The organism is Rhodoblastus sp. (assembly GCF_019449565.1).
Lineage (GTDB): Bacteria > Pseudomonadota > Alphaproteobacteria > Rhizobiales > Beijerinckiaceae > Rhodoblastus.
The window spans coordinates 15,390-33,929 of record NZ_JAGRPM010000053.1; the positions used below are offsets into that span (position 1 = coordinate 15,390).

At 63.0% G+C, this 18,540-nt stretch carries 14 protein-coding genes and 1 tRNA gene; 9 read left to right on the top strand and 6 right to left on the bottom strand.

What is annotated here, in order from left to right; all coding sequences use genetic code 11:
• The first annotated feature begins 21 nt into the window (after positions 1 to 21).
• The 3 genes from QZ409_RS12410 (at position 22) to QZ409_RS12420 (ending at position 4,312) form a co-directional block, all read left to right on the top strand.
• Positions 22 to 1,575 (top strand): L-aspartate oxidase, encoded by a 1,554-nt coding sequence (locus QZ409_RS12410; RefSeq protein WP_296711571.1) that lies wholly within the window; start codon positions 22 to 24, stop codon positions 1,573 to 1,575.
• Entirely contained in the window at positions 1,572 to 2,429 is an 858-nt protein-coding gene (gene nadC, locus QZ409_RS12415) for a carboxylating nicotinate-nucleotide diphosphorylase (RefSeq protein ID WP_296711573.1), read from the top strand. The genes QZ409_RS12410 and nadC overlap by 4 nt, the downstream gene beginning before the upstream one ends.
• 95 nt (positions 2,430 to 2,524) lie before the next feature.
• Positions 2,525 to 4,312 carry a tetratricopeptide repeat protein gene (locus QZ409_RS12420; protein WP_296711577.1) on the top strand — a complete coding sequence of 596 codons (1,788 nt, stop codon included), beginning with the start codon at positions 2,525 to 2,527 and terminating at the stop codon, positions 4,310 to 4,312.
• Here QZ409_RS12420 and QZ409_RS12425 read toward each other — a convergent pair whose 3' ends face one another.
• The 5 genes from QZ409_RS12425 to infA all read right to left on the bottom strand — a co-directional run bounded on the left by QZ409_RS12425 (position 4,313) and on the right by infA (position 7,471).
• Positions 4,313 to 4,756, bottom strand: a complete 444-nt coding sequence (locus tag QZ409_RS12425; RefSeq protein ID WP_296711580.1) for a nuclear transport factor 2 family protein — start codon at positions 4,754 to 4,756, stop codon at positions 4,313 to 4,315.
• 444 nt (positions 4,757 to 5,200) lie between these two features.
• A complete protein-coding gene (gene ilvC / locus QZ409_RS12430) occupies positions 5,201 to 6,220 on the bottom strand; it encodes a ketol-acid reductoisomerase (RefSeq protein WP_296711581.1) in 1,020 nt (339 codons plus the stop codon).
• 142 nt (positions 6,221 to 6,362) lie between these two features.
• Positions 6,363 to 6,584, bottom strand: coding sequence for a DNA gyrase inhibitor YacG (yacG, locus tag QZ409_RS12435; protein WP_296711583.1), 222 nt, complete (start codon positions 6,582 to 6,584; stop codon positions 6,363 to 6,365).
• A complete protein-coding gene (locus QZ409_RS12440; protein ID WP_296711586.1) occupies positions 6,584 to 7,231 on the bottom strand; it encodes a Maf family nucleotide pyrophosphatase in 648 nt (215 codons plus the stop codon). Before QZ409_RS12440 ends, yacG begins: the two co-directional genes overlap by 1 nt.
• Positions 7,232 to 7,252: 21 nt before the next feature.
• On the bottom strand, positions 7,253 to 7,471 hold the full coding sequence (gene infA, locus QZ409_RS12445) for a translation initiation factor IF-1 (RefSeq protein WP_243068646.1): 219 nt from the start codon (positions 7,469 to 7,471) through the stop codon (positions 7,253 to 7,255).
• A 293-nt stretch (positions 7,472 to 7,764) separates the two neighbouring features.
• On the opposite strand from infA, the gene QZ409_RS12450 reads away from it, so the two are divergent.
• Positions 7,765 to 8,130, top strand: a complete 366-nt coding sequence (locus QZ409_RS12450; protein ID WP_296711591.1) for a hypothetical protein — start codon at positions 7,765 to 7,767, stop codon at positions 8,128 to 8,130.
• 125 nt (positions 8,131 to 8,255) lie between these two features.
• Positions 8,256 to 8,331, top strand: a tRNA-Phe gene (locus QZ409_RS12455).
• A gap of 107 nt (positions 8,332 to 8,438) precedes the next feature.
• On the opposite strand, the gene QZ409_RS12460 is transcribed toward QZ409_RS12455, so the two are convergent.
• Positions 8,439 to 8,894 (bottom strand): hypothetical protein, encoded by a 456-nt coding sequence (locus QZ409_RS12460; RefSeq protein ID WP_296711594.1) that lies wholly within the window; start codon positions 8,892 to 8,894, stop codon positions 8,439 to 8,441.
• A gap of 523 nt (positions 8,895 to 9,417) precedes the next feature.
• Between QZ409_RS12460 and QZ409_RS12465 the strand changes: the two genes are divergently transcribed.
• The 4 genes from QZ409_RS12465 to QZ409_RS12480 are packed head-to-tail and all read left to right on the top strand — an operon-like array spanning position 9,418 to position 18,419.
• Positions 9,418 to 12,417 (top strand): DEAD/DEAH box helicase family protein, encoded by a 3,000-nt coding sequence (locus QZ409_RS12465; protein WP_296711598.1) that lies wholly within the window; start codon positions 9,418 to 9,420, stop codon positions 12,415 to 12,417.
• Positions 12,417 to 15,356 carry a site-specific DNA-methyltransferase gene (locus QZ409_RS12470; protein WP_296711602.1) on the top strand — a complete coding sequence of 980 codons (2,940 nt, stop codon included), beginning with the start codon at positions 12,417 to 12,419 and terminating at the stop codon, positions 15,354 to 15,356. Before QZ409_RS12465 ends, QZ409_RS12470 begins: the two co-directional genes overlap by 1 nt.
• Before the next feature lie 2 nt (positions 15,357 to 15,358).
• Positions 15,359 to 16,354 (top strand): hypothetical protein, encoded by a 996-nt coding sequence (locus QZ409_RS12475; RefSeq protein ID WP_296711604.1) that lies wholly within the window; start codon positions 15,359 to 15,361, stop codon positions 16,352 to 16,354.
• Positions 16,355 to 16,358: 4 nt separating this feature from the next.
• The gene (locus QZ409_RS12480) at positions 16,359 to 18,419 is read left to right on the top strand and encodes a UvrD-helicase domain-containing protein (protein ID WP_296711606.1); all 2,061 of its coding nucleotides are present in this window, start codon (positions 16,359 to 16,361) and stop codon (positions 18,417 to 18,419) included.
• Positions 18,420 to 18,540: the final 121 nt, after the last annotated feature.

An 18,540-nucleotide genomic window follows, 5' to 3' on the forward strand; every position in this document is an offset into this window, starting at 1 on the left:
CTGGAGAGAATGAGGCCTGAAATGTCAGAACCCGATATCTTTATCGTCGGCGGCGGTTTGGCCGGACTGTTCTGCGCCCTGAAGCTGGCGCCGCTCCCGGTCGCCGTTCTCGCCGCCGCGCCCATCGGCGAGGGCTCGTCGTCAGTCTGGGCGCAGGGCGGCATCGCCGCCGCCGTGGCCGAGGGCGACAGCCCCGAACTGCACGCCGCCGACACCAAAGCCGCTGGCGCAGGCATCGTCGATGATGAAACCGCGCTGTCCGTCGCCCGCGAGGCGCGGGCGCGGGTCGATGACCTGTTGCGCATCGGCGCGCCCTTCGATCACGATTCCGCCGGCAATCTCACCCCCTCGCAGGAGGCCGCCCATTCCGCGCGGCGCATCGTGCGCGTCAAGGGGGACGGCGCCGGCGCCGCCATCATGCAGGCCCTGATCGCGGCCGTGCGGCGCACGCCTTCCATCACGCTCCATGAAAATGTCGTCGCCGAGGATCTGATTCTTCAGTCCGGCCGCGTCGCCGGGGTTTTCGCCCGCGACGGCTCCGGCGCCCTGCGCGCCTTCCCGGCCCGGGCGACCGTTCTCGCCTGCGGCGGCATCGGCGCGCTTTACGCGCTGACCACCAATCCGCCCCAGGCCAATGGCGCGGCTCTGGCCTTCGCGGCGCGGGCCGGCGCGCGCATCGCCGACGCCGAATTCGTGCAGTTCCACCCCACCGCCATCGACATCGGCCGCGACCCCGCGCCGCTCGCGACAGAGGCGCTTCGGGGCGAAGGCGCCATTCTGGTCAATCGCGCTGGCCATCGCTTCATGCCGGCGTTGCACAAGGACGCCGAGCTTGCCCCGCGCGACATCGTGGCGCGCGGCGTCTTCGCCGAAATCGCCGCCGGGCGCGGCGCCTTTCTCGACGCGACGAAAGCCGTGGGCGCGGCCTTCGCTGAAAAATTCCCCAATGTCGCGGCGACCTGCCGCTCGGCCGGCGTCGATCCGGCCCGCCAGCCGATCCCGATCGCCCCGGCGGAACATTATCACATGGGCGGAATCTGGACCGACGCGAAGGGCCGGACCTCTCTGCCCGGCCTATGGGCGGCGGGCGAGGTCGCCTCGACCGGTCTGCACGGCGCCAATCGCCTCGCCTCCAACTCCTTGCTGGAAGCAGTCGTCTTCGCTGACCGCGTCGCGCGCGACATCGCGGAGACCCTGCCCGGCCTGCCCGCCCCCCAGCCCTCCACAGCGGCCGAGAAGCCGGCGCGGGCTGACGCGGAGAACGCGACGGAAGTCCGCCGCATCATGTCCCGCCATGTCGGCGTGCTGCGCGACGCCTCCGGCCTGCGCGAGGCCCTGCGCGCGCTTTACGCCCTGCGCGGCAAGGCGCTGGCCGAAGGCGCCGCCGATCTGCGCAACCGCGCCGAGGCCGCCCTTCTCATCGCCGCCAGCGCCTACCTGCGGCGCGAGAGCCGTGGCGGCCATTTCCGCACCGATTTTCCGTCGGCCGATCCCGCCCAGGCGCATCGTTCCGTCATCACGCTGGACGAGGCCTTGAGCCTCGCGCGCAGCGTCGCCGCTTCCGAGGCCGCATGAACCTGCCCGAACTCAATCCCCATCTGGTCGAAGAGGCCGTGCGCGCCGCGCTCGCGGAAGATTTCGGCCGCGCCGGCGACATCACCTCTCAAGCCACCATTCCAGCCTCCGCCCAGGCCAAAGCGGTGATCGCCGCGCGCAGAAAACCCGGCGTGCTGGCGGGACTGGGCCTCGCTCGCAAGGCTTTCGAGCTGGTCGATCCCTCGCTGCGTTTCGAGGCTCTGGCGCGGGACGGCGATCATTTCGCGCCCGGCGCCGTGCTGGCGCGGATCGAAGGCTCCGCCCGGGGCATTCTTTCCGCCGAGCGCGTCGCCCTGAACTTTCTTGGCCGGCTGTGCGGGATCGCGACCCTGACCTCGCAATATGCCGAGGCTGTCGCGCCCACCAAGGCGAAAATCTGCTGCACGCGCAAAACCACGCCCGGCCTGCGCGCCTTCGAGAAATATGCGGTGCGCTGCGGCGGCGGGGTCAATCACCGCTTCGGCCTCGACGACGCCGTCCTCATCAAGGACAATCACATCGCGGTCGCAGGAGGCGTGGCCCCCGCCCTGCGCGCGGCAAAAGCCTTCGTCGGCCATCTCGTCAAGATCGAGATTGAAGTCGACACGCTCGACCAGCTGCGCGAGGTTCTGGCGGAAGGCGCCGACGCCGTCCTGCTGGACAACATGGACCCGGCGCAATTGCGCGAGGCCGTGGCCATGATCGGCGGCCGGATGAAGGCGGAAGCCTCCGGCGGCATTCATCTGGCCGGATTGCGCGAAGTCGCGGAAACCGGCGTCGACCTGATTTCCTCCGGCGCCCTCACCCATTCCGCGCCGGTGCTCGATCTTGGCCTGGATATTGAAATCGGCTGAGCCACCCTTGCCCTGAGGGCGTAAAAACGCCATCTTCCTCGGGTCCAACATCGAAGAGCGCGCGACTCGCCGCGCGTTTGGGAAAGTCCGGTTTCGTGCAATTCAAATCCGCTTCCGTGAACAAAAAGGTCGCGCTCGGCCTCGCCTTCGCATTCGGCCTTCTTCCTTTCCCCAGCCAGGCGCGACAGGCGGTCGAGATATCGGCGCCCTTCGAGGTCGGCGAAAGCCCAGCCGGAAACTATCTTTCCGCGCGCGTCGCCGAGGCGGAGCACGACACGCTCGCGGCCTCGACCTTCCTGCGCGAGTCCCTGCGCGCCGACCCGCATAACAACGAGCTGATCCAGCGTGCCTTCGTCGCCGCGCTCGCCAATGGCGACATGCCGGACGCTTTTGCCCTGGCGCAGAAGCTGGTAGCGCGCGATTCGCACAATTCCTCGGCTCGGCTGACGCTCGCCGTGCGCGATTTCAAGGCGAAGTCCTTCGCGGCGGTCCGCAACCAGCTGAACTCTGGCGTCGCCGTCGCCCAGCGCGACCTCACGACCATCCTTCTGACCGCCTGGAGCTATGTCGGCTCCGGCGAAATCAAGAAGGCGCTGGCGCTCGTCGACACGATGAGCGACCCGAGCTTTGCCGTGTTCCGCGACTTCCACGCCGGACTGATGCTCGATGTCGCCGGCAGGACGCAGGAGGCTGGCGCCCGGCTCAAGGCCGCCTATGCGGGCGACCAGACCACCTTGCGGCTGGTGGACGCCTATGCGCGCAACCTTTCCCGGCAAGGCAAGACTGACGAGGCCAAGGAGGTCTATCTCGCCTTCGCCAAGCTCCAGCCGCGTAATCCCGTCGTGCTGGCCGCGCTCTCGGATCTCGCCGCGGGCAAGAAGCTCGAGCCGATGGTGAAGAACGTCAATGCCGGCGCGGCGGAGGTTCTTTACGGCCTCGGCGCCTATGGCCTCGGCGCCGCCGCCGGCCGGCAGGGCGACGAAATCGCCGCCATCGTCTTCCTGCGGCTGGCACTTGCCCTCGCCCCGGACAATGCGCTCGCCCTCGACACGCTGGGCGAGGCCTATTCCAAGATAAAGCAATATGAATCGGCCGTCGAAATCTATGACGAGGTGCCGGACACAAGCCCGCTGCGCGTCACGACCGACGTCCGCATCGCCCTCCTGCTCGACGCCATGGGCAAGTCCGACGAATCGATCAAGCGCCTGCGCGAAATCGTCGCCGAGAATCCGCAGAACGTCGACGCGCTCTCCGCGCTCGCCGACGTGTTGCGCTCGCACAAGCAATTCGTCGAATCGGCTGACGCCTATACGCGGGTCCTCGCGCTGACCAGCCCGACGGAAAAGAGCCGCTGGGCGATCTATTATTTCAGGGGCGTCGATTACGAGCGCGCCAAGCTTTGGGACAAGGCCGAGCCGGATCTGCAAAAGGCTCTGGAGCTTTACCCGGAACAGCCTCTGGTCCTGAACTATCTCGGCTATTCCTGGGTCGATCAGGGCCTGCATCTCGACGAAGCCTTCAAGATGCTGCGTCGCGCCGTCGAATTGCAGCCCGAGGATGGCTATATCGTCGACTCGCTCGGCTGGGCCCATTACAAGCTCGGCCATTACGACGAATCCCTGCGCCTGCTGGAGCGCGCCATTGAACTGAAGCCGGGCGATCCGGTCATCAACGACCATCTCGGCGACGCCTATTGGCGGGTCGGGCGCAGGCTCGACGCCAGGTTCCAATGGAACCACGCGCGCGATCTCAACCCTGAAAAGGAAGATCTGCCGAAGATTTTGGACAAGATCGAGAAGGGCTTGCCGGATACGCCTGCTCAGGCCGGCGATGCGGCCGCCCCGCCGCCCGCGCCGCATAACGTCACGGGAAACGGCGGCTGATCACGCATTCGGATCGTCTTCCTCGCCCTGCCTGAGGGCGGCGACCAGCGCCGTGTCGAAATAGCGTGTCCAGTCAATGATCTTGAAGTCGCGCCATTTCAGACGATCGACGCCCTCAAGTTCGACCACCGCGCCCGTGCCCCGATGGCGCAGGGTCATCTGCCAGGACATGTAGGACGTGCGCGGCATGTCGACCACGAAATCCTCGACGACGAAATTCACGATCTCGAAGTCGATGTCAAAGGCGCGCCAGGCCTGCCGAATTTCGTCCTTGCCGACGCGCACGCCCGCGGCGGGGATCAGCGCGCGCGAGCCGAGCAGCCTGTAAGTCGCATTGTCGTGGAAGAAAAAAAGCCCAGGCTCATTATCTCCGCGTGCGCGCTTCGCGTAAATATCACGGACAATGGCGAGCCGCTGCTCATGGGTTAAATTTTTAAGATCCATTATTATTCCGTGAAATATTATGATACTGATGAATTTATTATTTAATTATGGGCGAATAAGCGCAGCTCGTGCACAAATATCCTTTGATTCTCTCTCAAATAAATATTTTTCCTCAATTACTTTTTTGCCAGAAAGTCTTCGACTTGATTCCGCTAGCAGTCACGAACAATAAAGGCGAATAATTATTTTTTATTATAAAATATACGAAAAATCCGTCACTGCCAAGTTGAGCGCCAAGCTTGAGCCAAAGCAGCGGCTCATAGGGGCGAGTAGGTTGAAAAATAAAGACTTGCTACGCTCGCGTGGCTGCTTCGTCCATTGCTCAATCTGTACGAAAATGGAAGTTTTTTCCAGCTCTCGCGCATAAAGCTTTTTTTTGGCCAAATTGAAAAAGCGCGCCCTCGCGGGCGCGCTCCAGAAATCGCTCAGGCGACCTGAGAAGGCTCAGTTCTTGGCCTTGTCGACCAGCTTGTTCTTGCCGATCCAGGGCATCATGCCGCGCAGGCGGGCGCCGACTTCCTCGATCTGATGCGAGTCATTGACGCGACGGATGCCCTTGAAGCGGGCGGCGCCGGCGCGATATTCCTGCATCCATTCGGACGTGAACTTGCCGGTCTGGATGTCGTTCAGCACCCGCTTCATCTCGGCCTTGGTCTCGGCGGTGATGACGCGCGGGCCGGTGACATATTCGCCCCATTCGGCCGTGTTGGAGATCGAATAATTCATGTTGGCGATGCCGCCCTCATAGATGAGGTCGACGATCAACTTCACTTCGTGCAGGCATTCGAAATAGGCCATTTCCGGCGCATAGCCCGCCTCGACCAGGGTTTCGAAACCAGCGCGGATCAGCTCGACCAGACCGCCGCAGAGCACGGCCTGCTCGCCGAACAGGTCGGTCTCGCATTCTTCCTTGAAAGTGGTCTCGATGATGCCCGAGCGGCCGCCGCCGATCGCGGAGGCGTAGGACAGGCCGATGTCATGGGCGTTGCCCGAGGCGTCCTGATGGATGGCGATCAGGCAGGGCACGCCGCCGCCCTTGAGATATTCGCCGCGCACGGTATGACCGGGACCCTTGGGCGCGACCATCAGCACGTCAATGTCCTTGCGGGGCTCGATCAGGCCGAAATGCACGTTGAGGCCATGGGCGAACAGCAGCGCCGCGCCGGGACGGATGTTATTCACAATGTCGGCGCTGTAGATGTCGGACTGGAGTTCGTCCGGAGTCAGCATCATCAGCACGTCGGCCCATTTGGCGGCATCGGCGACGCTCAGCACCTTGACGCCCTCGCCTTCCGCCTTGGCGGCGGTGGCTGAGCCCACGCGCAGGGCGACCGCGACGTCCTTCACGCCGGAATCGCGCAGGTTCAGCACATGGGCGTGGCCCTGCGAACCGTAGCCGACCACGGCGACCTTCTTGCCCTTGATCAGATTGATGTCGGCATCGCTATCGTAATAAACGCGCATTTTGCAGCTTTCCGGGTTTTAAGGGGCGCGGGCGCCGCCGCAGTTGAATTTCGATGAGGCCTAATAAGCGCAGAAGCCCGTCGCGTCAAAGGAAAGCGGCGAAAAATAAGCCTTCCGGCTCCGCTTCCGGCTCGTTCCGGGCTCAGAAATCGTCTTGAGAGGCGTCGCGCTCGGCCAGGGGCTCTTCCTCCGTCTCGGCTTCGGTCTGCCCTGCGATGACATAGGAGCCCTTCAGCCAGCGGTGCAGGTCGAGATTGGCGCAGCGCTTGGAGCAGAAGGGCTTGTAAGCCGGATCGACCGGCTTGCCGCACATGGAGCAGGACGGAGCCTGCTTGGCTGGCTGCTTGGCCGCCTCCTTGGCCATCAGGCGACGACCCCGGGCCGCGTCCAGGCCTCGGAGACCGGAAAGCCCAGCCCGTCGAGCAACGCCATCGTCTCGTGGAGCGGCAGCCCGACCACGGCGGTATAGGAGCCGACCAGCTTGATCACGAAGCCGCCCGCGACGCCCTGGATAGCGTAGCCGCCCGCTTTGCCATGCCATTCCCGTGAGGCGACATAGGCGGCGATCTCCTTGCCCGACAGCCGCTTGAACCTCAGCCGGGCCTCGACCAGCCGCGACCGCTCGCGCCCCGAGGGGTCGATCACCGTCACGCCGGTGTAGACGCGGTGCGCCCGGCCGGACAGCAGACGCAGGAAGAGATCCGCGTCCTCGCTGGTTTCACATTTCGGCAGGATGCGCCGGCCGACGCAGACCACCGTGTCGGCGGCGACAACATAGGCGCCCCGCAGTTCCGCGCGGCCCGCAGCCGTCTTTGCGCCGACGCGGGCTTTTTCCAACGCGAGGCGCGCGGCGAGCTTGCGCGGCGATTCATTTCGCCCGGGCGATTCGTCGAGATCGGCGGGCAGCAGCGCGTCGGGCTCAAGCCCGATCTGTTGCAGCAGAGCCAGCCGGCGCGGCGAGCCGGAGGCGAGCGCCAGGCGCGCGGAACGGATTTTCGGCTCTGAGGTCACGGGCTTTCCGAACAGGCTGGCCTATTTGAAGCGATAAGTGATCCGGCCCTTGGTCAGATCATAGGGCGTCATTTCAACCAGCACGCGGTCTCCGGTGAGCACGCGGATGCGGTTCTTGCGCATCTTGCCCGCCGTATGAGCGATGATTTCATGATCGTTTTCGAGGGTCACCCGAAAAGTCGCGTTCGGCAGCAGCTCGCTGACGACGCCGGGAAATTCCAATAATTCTTCTTTCGACATCTGGGTCCTTGCATTGCTCGCGCCCCGGTTGAGCGCTCGCGCCAAAACGGCGGCGGATAACGGGTTAGGTCGGAAGTCGCGTTGCCAACATGGACGGACGCAAGCATGATTGTTCAATCGGCAACAGCTTGGCTCGTCCAGGATGGGTTGCCTGGGCGGCGGGTTCGCAGTATCCAAGCCGCCAAACGCGCCCGCTCAACTAAGCCGCGCTATAACAAATTGCGACGCGCCTGCCAATGGCGCGCAGGGGTGGGACCGTCCAAGACTTTTCGGCAACACTGAAGGTTTTTGGGATGAGTGATCTGTTCGTTTTGCAAACCCGCCTGATCCGCACCTGGTTCGAGCTGATTGAAGTCTATATCGCCACGGTCGCGACCGTTTCCGCCCGCATGCCGATCATCGCGGCCGCGGCCTCCGGTTTCGGCGACAAGCGCGCCCATCGGGAAACTCAAGTGATGGTCGCGGAAAAGCTGCGCGCCGCCTCCGAAGGAGCGGAAGCCGGGGCCCTGGAAAGCGCCAAGGTCGCGCTGAGAGTGCTGACGGGCCAGAATCACCCGGTCGCCGTCGCCGGCCACATGATCGACGTCGCCGCCGCCGCGACGCGCCCCGCGCGCCGGAAAGTCCGCGCCAACGCCCGCCGGCTCACCTCGTCGCGCTGAGTAGGGCTTCGGCTTGGCGCCATGACATAATTTTGAAAAGGGCGCCCCGCTTGGCCACTTGAGGGCTGGACAACCCGCAAATCGCTTTCTATAAGGCCCGAACCTCGACGGCCCGCCGTCGAAGCGCCCAGGTAGCTCAGTTGGTAGAGCATGCGACTGAAAATCGCAGTGTCGGTGGTTCGATTCCGCCCCTGGGCACCATTCATTCTAGGAATAGTGCGTTAATTCAAATAATTAGAATCATTTTCAGATTGCAGCCCACAAAGTAGCCCACAAACCGCAAGCGGTAGGGCTCAGTCTCCAACACCTCAAAAGCATTTCAGGGCTTTTTGGACGAAAGCGTCGTGCATACACGCTTGCGCCCTGTCCGCTTCGGCATGAAGGCGGCTGAAAGTCCGCCAGTGCATATATTTCGGCTTCGCGAAGGGCAGCGACGCGTTGATGTCGGGATCGCGGGTGATGCGTCGCCTCGTCTTTGAGGCGCGCAGTTGCGCCCGACCCCAAGCATCCTCGTTCTGACTGGCATAGGCGAGACCAAGGCATTTGCGACACAAGAAATATTGGCGCGCCGCGTAGAGTTTGACGACGCGCCTCCCGCAAACGTGACCACTGCCAACGCCTGAACAGATGAAGTATGTCCGCTCGCCGCCGAGATTGCACGGGCTCCGAACGAGTCCGACCGCTTGATAAGAAACCACGATGTCTTGGCCGAAAGTCACGCGGCGAGCGAGGCGCAGGCTCTCTTCGTCCGCAAGCACGCCCACGTTTTCCTGGCTCGGCGACAAGGTGACGACCGTCGAAAGGCCCGGCCGCAGCCGCCCCTCTCGGCGCAGAATATTCACGTCAAGGACGGAGCAGCTTTCCACCCTGCGGCGACCGCCGCGCCTCGGCCTTCCCGATCCTATCCCGCCCATCGGAGAGTTTCCGTTTTTATCGAAATCGACTGCAAAATAGCACCTTTCTCAACGAAAGAAGCGACCATTTTTCCCTAATCGATTAATCGGTTTCGATCTTGGAGGGGGATTCGTCATTCTCCGAGTCCCGTTGCCTTTCGGGTCAGGAAATCGTCGCCGCACCCAATCCCACGCTAGGAAAATGCCTCGCCTTCACAACTCCATTCCGGGTCATCCTTGCCGAAGTGGGAAAACACGTTCAAATTCGCGGAGCTTAACCGTTGCGACTCGCGCTAGGATGCAAGCTGTCTTCGACCGCTTAGAGAACAGCAACGAATGATGGGTATTGAGTAAATTTTCGAGCAAGATTTTAGCGGCTGGCGGGGCGACGACGTTGAACAGTTTCTATGAGCGGCCCATTCTGAACTCGCCCTATCGCGCGCCGGAATTGCATCATCCGCTCGACCAGAATGGTCAACCGCTGGAGGGGGAACCGAGGCAGGGACGCCGGCCCTCCCGGTTCATTGTCCCCGTTCCGGCCTCACGGAAGAAGGCGTCGGCCAATCAGGCCATCCTTGACCTTGAGACCTACACCGAAAACGCGCTGATCAACGAGATACGCGGCTACGTCGAGCGGTGGCGGAGCCTGCGCAATCCCGCCGACTGGGGCGTGACCGCGGTCTCCCAGCGGCTTCTGGAGCATTGGCGCCATCACCAGTTCGTCGGCCCGCGTCCCTTCTTCTGCCAGGTCGAAGCCGTCGAGACGATCATCTGGTTAACCGAGGTCGCGCCCAGGCGCGCGGCGTCGAAGGGCCTCCTGGATCAGATTGGCAAGGCCAACGAGGAGGCCAATCCGGAACTCTTCCGCCTGGCCATGAAGATGGCGACGGGCAGCGGCAAGACCACCGTCATGGCCATGATGATCGCCTGGCAGGCGGTGAACGCCTCCCGCAAGGAATCGAAGAACTTCTCCCGCGCCTTCCTGATCGTCGCCCCAGGCATCACGATCAAGGACCGGCTCCGCGTGCTGCAACCGAGCGAGCCGGACAATTACTATGAAACGCGCGAGATCGTCCCGCCTGACATGCTGCCCGACATCCGTCGTGCCGAGATCGTCATCACCAACTACCACGCCTTCCAGCACCGCGAGACGTTGGCCTTACCCAAGGTCGCGCGCAGCTTCCTCCAGGGGAACGATCCCGAGCCACTCAAGACGACGGAAACCGACGCGGAAATGCTGGAGCGCGCGTGCGGCAAGCTGCTTCGCTACGACCGCGTCAACGTCCTCAACGACGAGGCGCACCACTGCTATCGGCACAAGGTCGGCGGCGACGCCGAGGGGGCGCTGACCGGCGACGACAAGAAGGAAGCGGCCGAGAACGAGGAGGCGGCGCGGCTCTGGATCAACGGGATCGAGGCGCTGGACCGCAAGCTGTCGAAGGGCGTGCGCGCGGTCTATGACCTTTCGGCCACGCCCTTTTTCCTGCGCGGCTCGGGCTACGAGGAAGGCACACTTTTCCCCTGGGTCGTCTCCGATTTCAGCCTGATGGACGCGATCGAAAGCGGCATCGTCAAGCTGCCGCGCGTGCCGGTGAGCGACAACCTCGTGCAGACCGACACCGTCGTCTATCGTGACCTGTGGAAGCACATTGGCAAGGGTTTGCCGAAGACCGCCGCGGGCGCGGCAAAGCTCAGCCCCTTCGATCTGCCCAACACGCTGAAGACAGCTCTGAATGCCCTCTACAGCCACTACGAGGGCGAGTTCGATCGCTGGCGGCGCGCCGGGATCGGCGTGCCTCCGGTCTTCATAGTGGTGTGCCAGAACACCGCGATCTCCAAGCTGGTGTTCGAGTGGATCGCAGGCTTCGAGCGCGGCGACGCCGAGGAAGGCGAGCGCGCGGCCTTTCATGCCGGCCACTTGGAGCTGTTCCGCAACTATGATGACCAGGGTGGTCGCCTCCCGCGCCCGCGCACGCTTCTGATCGACTCCCGCCAGATCGAGGCAGGCGACGCGTTGGACAAGGGCTTCCGGGACGCCGCAGGTCCCGAGATCGAGCAGTTCAAGCGCGAACTGGCGGCCCGCGAGGGCGCCGGTGCGGCGCAGGGCGAAGCGAGCGAAAGCGCATTGCTGCGCGAAGTGATGAACACCGTCGGCCGCACCGGCCGGCTCGGCGAGCAGATACGCTGCGTGGTCTCCGTGTCCATGCTCACCGAAGGTTGGGACACCAACACCGTCACCCACATCCTCGGCGTCCGCGCCTTCGGCACCCAGCTTCTGTGCGAGCAGGTGGTCGGGCGCGGCCTGCGCCGCCAATCTTATGACCTCAATCCGGAAACCGGCCTGTTCGACGTAGAATATGCCGACATCATGGGCATCCCCTTCGACTTCGCCGCCTCGCCTCAGGTCGCCAAGCCGACCAAGCCGAAGCCGGTCACGCGCGTCCACGCGATCAAGGAGCGCGCGGCGCTGGAAATCGTCTTCCCGCGCGTAAGCGGCTATCGCCGCGATCTGCCGTCGGAGAAGCTCGAAGCGGTCTTCACCGAGGAGAGCTGCCTGGAGATCACGCCCGCCGACATCGGTCCCACGTCCGTCGTCATGGAAGGGATCGTAGGCGCCGGGGTCACGATCACGCCCGAGGTGTTGGAGCGCCTGCGGCCCTCGGAGATCAGCTTCAACCTCGCGAAGCACCTGCTCTACACGAGCTTCCGTGACGAGGACGGTTTCCCGAAGCAGCACCTGTTTCCGCAGATTCAGCGACTCGCGCGCCGCTGGCTGGATGAAGGCTATCTCGTCACCAAAGGCGTTCCGATCGGCGCGATCCTCTATCAGGACCAGCTCGCGCGCGCGGCGGAGAAAATCGACATCGCCTGCACGCGTGGCAGTGAAGGGCGGATCGTGGCGGTGCTCGATCCCTATAACCCCAAAGGATCGACGCGCCACGTCAACTTCATCACCTCGAAGCCCTGCTGGAAAACCGGAGCGCAGCCGCCCAAGAGCCACATCAGCCATGTCGTGCTGGACTCAAGCTGGGAAGAACAGCTTGCGCTGACGTTAGAAAACCATCCGCGCGTGCTGGCCTATGCCAAGAACCAGGCGCTGGGCTTTGAAATCCCCTATCTCGATCGTGGTGTCACGCGACGCTACCTGCCCGACTTCCTGGTCCGGCTCGACGATGGCGACGAACAGCCGCTCAACCTCGTGCTCGAGGTGAAAGGCATCAAGGACGAGAGCGACAAGGCCAAGGCCCAGACCACGCGCGAACTCTGGGTTCCTGGCGTCAACGCGCTTGGCGGCTTCGGCCGCTGGGCCTTCGCCGAGTTTCGCGACTGGGCCCTGATGGACGAAGACTTCGCCGCGCTGGTCGAACAACTGCTCACGAAGGTTCCCGCCTGATGGCCCGTACTCCCCGATCCTCCAACGGCAAGCCTTCCACTAAGCAGATCGACGCTCTCAAGCATAACGAGGCTACCCGCCGGAACATCCCGACGGCGGAGATGGAAAGCTTCTTCCGGCGCGAGGAGGATGCCGCGCCGCTGCCGCCGAAGCACTATCCGCGCGCGCAGCCTCTGGCCGAGGGCGAGACGCGGACGCCGGAGGAGCCGAGGCAGCCGGAGCTGATCTGGAATGGTGCGAAAATCACCATCACCGACGAGCAGATGAAGGAGTTGGCGGAGACCGGCACGCTCACTCTCTCCGACGCGCAACTGGTCTGGCGCGGCAAAGATCGGCAGGACTGGACCGACCTCGTCGTCAATGTGCCGCCGCTCTACATCCAGGAGAAGATTCATCCCAAAGCGATCATCGACGACCTGAAACGCCGCACCGCCGCGAAGCGCGAGGCCGAGAGCGACACGCCCGACCTGTTCGCCGACTTCAACGGGATCACGCCCGAGCAGCGCGCCGAGTTCTACCAGCACGATCAGCATTGGTCGAACCGGATGATCCTGGGCGACAGCCTTCAGGTGATGGCGAGCCTCGCCGAGCGCGAGAGTCTCAAGGGCAAGGTGCAATGCATCTATTTCGACCCGCCCTATGGGATCAAATTCAACTCCAACTGGCAGGTCTCAACGCAGTCGCGCGATGTGAAGGACGGCAAGCAGGCTGACATCAGCCGCGAACCCGAGCAGGTGAAGGCGTTCCGCGACACTTGGAAGGATGGCATCCACAGCTACTTGACCTATCTGCGTGATCGGCTAACGGCAATGCGCGATTTGCTGACCGAAAGCGGCTCGATCTTCGTGCAGATCAGTGACGAAAATGAGCATCGCGTTCGGGCAGTGATGGACGAGGTGTTTGGGGCAGAGAATTTTGTAAGACTTATTACATTTGTAAAAACGACCGGTCAAACTGACAACCTGCTTGCGTCGGTGGCAGATTACATCATCTGGTACAGCAAAGACCGCGCTCGAACAAAATACAGGCAGCCATTCAAGATCAAGGCGCTCGGCGGCGAAGGCGCTTTAGCATATTCCAAAGCACAGCGAATCGACGGGTCCCGCGGACCGATTGCACCTCATCTGCTTTCGGATGGCTCGCTCGATCCATTGGTGCGAGCTTACACTACCAGCGACTTGACGAGTCAGAGCCCCGGCACTCGCTATCCCGTGCCGTTCGAGGGCAACGTCTTTACCCCGAAAGGCTATTGGAAAACGGAACAGGCTAGTTTTCCGCGCTTGATCAAATCTAGTCGCATCGAAGCAGTTGGAAATGGCCTGCGCTACGTTCGTTTCTTCGACGATTATCCGGCGTTTCCAATGAATGATAATTGGACAGACACCGGAGTTGCCGGCTTTGCCGCAGACAAAACTTACGTAGTTCAGACGTCACCGAAGGTCATCGAACGCTGCATCCTAATGGCCACCGACCCGGGCGATCTCGTCCTCGACCCCACCTGCGGATCGGGCACCACCGCCTATGTCTCCGAGCAATGGGGACGACGCTGGATCACCATAGACACTAGCCGTGTCGCCTTGGCTCTCGCTCGCGCACGGCTGATGGCAGCGCGGTACCCTTGGTATCTCCTCGCCGACAGCCGCGAGGGCCGCGCTAAGGAAGCCGCGTTAAGGAAGCGTGTGCCAGCCGACACGCCGGTCCGCAACGACCTTCGTCAAGGCTTCGTGTATGAGCGCGTGCCACACATTACCCTGAAGTCGATCGCCAACAATTCTCTGATCGACGACATCTGGGAGCAGTGGCTGGCGGTGCTTGAGCCGTTGCGCGCCGCGCTCAACGTCGCGCTCGGCAAGACCTATGAGGAATGGCAAATTCCGCGCGATCTGCCCGCTGGCGCCCCCGATTTGGCCAAGGAGCCTCACGCCAAGTGGTGGGAAGCGCGGATCGCCCGGCAGAAGGAGATCGATGCCTCCATCGCCGCGCGCGCCGACGTCGAATATCTGTACGACAAGCCCTATGTCGACAATTCCCGCGTCCGCGTCGCCGGCCCATTCACCGTCGAGAGCCTCTCGCCCCACCGCGTGCTGCCGGCAAGCGAACAAGAGCTGATCGACGACATCGACGCAGCCGAAGGCCGGCGCTCTCCGGCCGATGCCGATCTCGCGGGACAGGATTTCTCAGGCGTCGTCATCGACTACCTCAAGGCCGAAGGCGTCAAGCAACAGGCCAAAGGCGACCGTATCACCTTTGAGAGCCTCGCCCCCTGGCCGGGCAATTTCATCGGAGCCAGCGGAACCTTCATCGAGGGCGAGAACGGCCCCGAACGCCGCGCCGCGATCCTGATCGGCCCGGAATACGGCACCGTCGGCCGGCAGGACATCGTCGCCGCCGCGCGCGAGGCTGTCGACGCCCGCTTCGACATTCTGATCGCCTGCGCCTTCAACTTCGACGCCCATTCAACGGAGCTGGACAACCTCGGCAGCCTCAAGATCCTCAAGGCCCGCATCAATCCTGACATGCACATGTCGGACGAGCTGAAGAACACCGGGCGCGGCAACATGTTCGTCGTGTTCGGCGAGCCGGATGTCGAAATCCTCGACGACGGCGGCCCGGAAATCCGCGTCAAGGTGCATGGCGTCGACGTGTTCGACCCCAACACCGGCGATATCCGCTCGAACGACACGGCGGGCATCGCCGCCTGGTTCATCGACACCAACTACAACGAGGAAAGCTTCTTCGTCCGCCACGCCTATTTCCTCGGCGCGAACGATCCCTACAAGAGCCTGAAGACCGCGCTTCAGGCGGACGTCGATGAAGACGCCTGGGCGACGCTCTATTCAGACACCTCGCGCCCATTCTCGCGGCCGGCGGGCGGGCGCATAGCCGTAAAAGTGATCAATCACTTCGGGGACGAAGTGATGAAGGTATTTGGGGTGTAAGCATGGCGAACGAAAAATGCCCGATTTGGGGCACGGATGCCGAAGTCACGCGCGTGGCGTCAAATATGTGGCACCAGGCCGTCAATTCCCCTCGGACTGGCGGATGGTACGGCATCGATGACACGGTGACGGACGGCCCGTTGGCGCAAGTTGATGAGCAACTTAGGGCACGTATCACGACATGGATCGTTGGCCAACGCCGGCTCGGTATCGTCTGTCCAAAGGTTACCACCCAGATCTTTGAGGAGATGCGACGCCGCGCTCCGATGCCCGTACATGAACGCGCAGATAGGCTATTGCAGCTAATAGCTCGAAGATCGTCGTCTATTGGATCGAATGTAATCTTGAGTGAGCCGGCGTTAGGCGATGCCGCGCCGCGCGCATGGGAGCCGTTAACCGCTACGGAATCCGCAAAGTGGGGAGAAATCCGATTTCTGACGGATTACCTTAAAAAGCAAGGCTGGATAGACGAAACTCATCCACCTGCTGGCACCGCACACGCAGGCATGTGGCCGAAGTTTATCGTCACCATCGACGGCTACTCCCGTTTGGAGGAGTTCGAGAAGGCGTCCGTCAACTCGTCTCAGGTATTCGTCGCCATGTGGTTCGACGATTGCCTGAATGAGGCATACGAGAACGGGGTCGCAGAAGGAATCGCCGATGCGGGCTATAAGCCTGTCCGCATCGACCGAAAGGACCACAACAATAGGATTGACGACGAGATCATCGCCGAAATAAGGCGGTCCCGATTTCTGGTAGCAGATTTCACTCAAGGCGAGAGTGGCGCGCGCGGCGGCGTTTATTATGAAGCCGGCTTTGCCCACGGCCTGAACATCCCGGTCATTTTCACCTGTCGGGAGGACGTGATCGGCAGCGTGCATTTCGATACGCGCCAATACAACCATATCACCTGGAAGACGCCTGAGGATTTGCGCGAAGGTCTCGCCAATCGCATTTCTGCGACGATCGGTGATGGGCCATTGAAGAGGGCCTGCTGAAGCCATGGACTTCCGCATCGCCGATACATTTACGGACGCCATCGCCAAGCTTACGGCGCAAGAGCAGAAGGCGGTCAAGACGACGGCGTTCGACCTCCAGATGGATCCGTCGTCTCCGGGGCTTTCGTTCCATCGTATCGACAAGTCGAAGGACACGAATTTCTGGTCGGTGCGGGCCAGCGCCGACATCCGGATCATCATCCACAAGGCGGCGGCCAGCATATTGCTCGCCTATGTCGATCATCACGACAAGGCATATGCCTGGGCTGAGAGGCGAAGGATCGAGGCGCATCCAAAAACTGGCGCGATCCAGATCGTCGAAGTTCGCGAACGCGTCGAAGAAGTGGCGCCTCCGGCGACGCTCGACTTGGTTCTCCCCTTGCCCCGATTCGGCGCACCTGCCCAGGCGCAAAAGGCGTTATTTTCAAATCTCGACGACAACGCGCTGCTCTCCATCGGCGTGCCCGCCGACTGGCTTGCCGATGTGCGCGCGGCGACCGAAGACGGCTTTTTCGCGCTCGCCGGCCACCTGCCCGCCGAGGCGTCGGAGGCCTTGCTGGAATATGCCACAACCGGCCGGCTGATTGCGCCAGCGCCGGCGCCAGCGATAGCCAGCCCATTCGCCCATCCCGACGCGCTGCGGCGGATCAGGCTCATCTCCGATCAGGAGGAGTTGGAACAAGCCCTCGAGTTTCCGTGGGAAAAATGGGGCGTCTTCCTGCATCCCTCGCAGCGGACGTTGGTCGAGCGTTCCTTCTCCGGGCCGGCGCGCGTCGCGGGTTCGGCGGGCACAGGCAAAACCATCGTGGCGATCCATCGCGCGGTCCGGCTCGCCCGCGAGACCCCGGAAGCAAGGGTGCTGCTGGCCAGCTTCTCGGGGCCGCTGGCGGCGGAACTAGCGAAGAAAGTGTTGGTCCTGGCGCCCGAGACGGGCGGCATCGTGCCTCGGATCACCACAGCGTCCTTCCAGGGCATCGGAGAGCAGATGTTTCAGCTCGAACATGGCGTGCGTCCCCGCATCGCACCCGACGCCGTGCTGCGCGAGCGTCTGCGCGCCGCCGCGGCAGATTCGGGCCTCAAGGGATTTTCCGATCGGTTTCTGCTGTCCGAGTGGACCAATGTCATCGACGCCTGGGGGCTGACATCGCTCGACGCATATTCGACCGTTCAACGGATGGGGCGCAAGAGCCGGCTCGGCCCCAACCAGCGCGCGAGCCTGTGGCCCGTGTTCCAGGCGGTGCGCGATGCGCTGAAAGCCGAGCGCTACACTACCTGGGCGGATGTCTTCACCGGCCTTGCGGTTGCGCTGGCGAAACGGGAGAGCAAACCGTTCGACCATGTCGTCATCGACGAAGCGCAGGATTTGGCGCCGGCGGAGCTGAGGTTCTTCGCGGCTCTGGCGCCTGGGAAAGCCGATGGACTGTTCCTCGCGGGCGATGTCGGGCAGCGCATTTTCCAGCATCCTTTCTCGTGGGCGAGCCTTGGCGTCGACGTGCGGGGCCGGTCGTACACGCTCAAGGTCTGCTACCGCACCTCGCAGCAGATCAGACGGGCCGCCGACAAACTGTTGCCCACGGTTCTGCGTGACACGGACGGCCTGGAAGACGAGCGCCGCGGAATCATCTCGGTGTTTGACGGTCCGGAGCCCGAAGTGAAGTCCCTCGCCACGATCGCCCAGGAAACCGACGTAGTCCGCCAGACCGTCGAGGCCTGGCTCGACGACGGCATCGCGCCCCACGAGATAGGCTTGTTCGTCCGCACGCCGCAGCTCGTCGCCCGCGCCAGGACCGCGATCGCGGGTCTCGCGGGCGAGGGCGAGATGACCGCCGCACCCATGAGCCTCGCCAAGGGCCTGGAATTTCGCGCCGTCGTCGTAATGGCCTGCGACGAAGGAATCCTTCCGCTCGACGAACGAGTCGCCGATGCCGCTGATGAAGCGGAACTCGACGACATCTATGAGACCGAGCGCCGGCTGCTCTATGTTGCCTGCACCCGAGCGCGAGAGCATCTGCTGCTGACGGGCGTGACGCCGACATCTGAATATCTGGCTGTTGATTGCCACTGAGAACTGACCCGCTTTGGGCGGGCATTTCCACTGAGATTTGACCCATGTTTGAACTTCTCCCGGCTGGCGTCAGCGGGGGTCTTTGGAGTGATAGACATGGCGTTATTGAGCGTTATCCGGC

Coding starts and splice junctions, on each gene's coding strand:
- nadC (WP_296711573.1), top strand. CDS start 1,572: ATGAACCTGCCCGAACTCAATCCCCATCTGGTCGAAGAGGCCGTGCGC.
- yacG (WP_296711583.1), bottom strand. CDS start 6,584: ATGGCCAAGGAGGCGGCCAAGCAGCCAGCCAAGCAGGCTCCGTCCTGC.
- ilvC (WP_296711581.1), bottom strand. CDS start 6,220: ATGCGCGTTTATTACGATAGCGATGCCGACATCAATCTGATCAAGGGC.
- QZ409_RS12410 (WP_296711571.1), top strand. CDS start 22: ATGTCAGAACCCGATATCTTTATCGTCGGCGGCGGTTTGGCCGGACTG.
- QZ409_RS12470 (WP_296711602.1), top strand. CDS start 12,417: ATGGCCCGTACTCCCCGATCCTCCAACGGCAAGCCTTCCACTAAGCAG.
- QZ409_RS12450 (WP_296711591.1), top strand. CDS start 7,765: ATGAGTGATCTGTTCGTTTTGCAAACCCGCCTGATCCGCACCTGGTTC.
- infA (WP_243068646.1), bottom strand. CDS start 7,471: ATGTCGAAAGAAGAATTATTGGAATTTCCCGGCGTCGTCAGCGAGCTG.
- QZ409_RS12475 (WP_296711604.1), top strand. CDS start 15,359: ATGGCGAACGAAAAATGCCCGATTTGGGGCACGGATGCCGAAGTCACG.
- QZ409_RS12425 (WP_296711580.1), bottom strand. CDS start 4,756: ATGGATCTTAAAAATTTAACCCATGAGCAGCGGCTCGCCATTGTCCGT.
- QZ409_RS12480 (WP_296711606.1), top strand. CDS start 16,359: ATGGACTTCCGCATCGCCGATACATTTACGGACGCCATCGCCAAGCTT.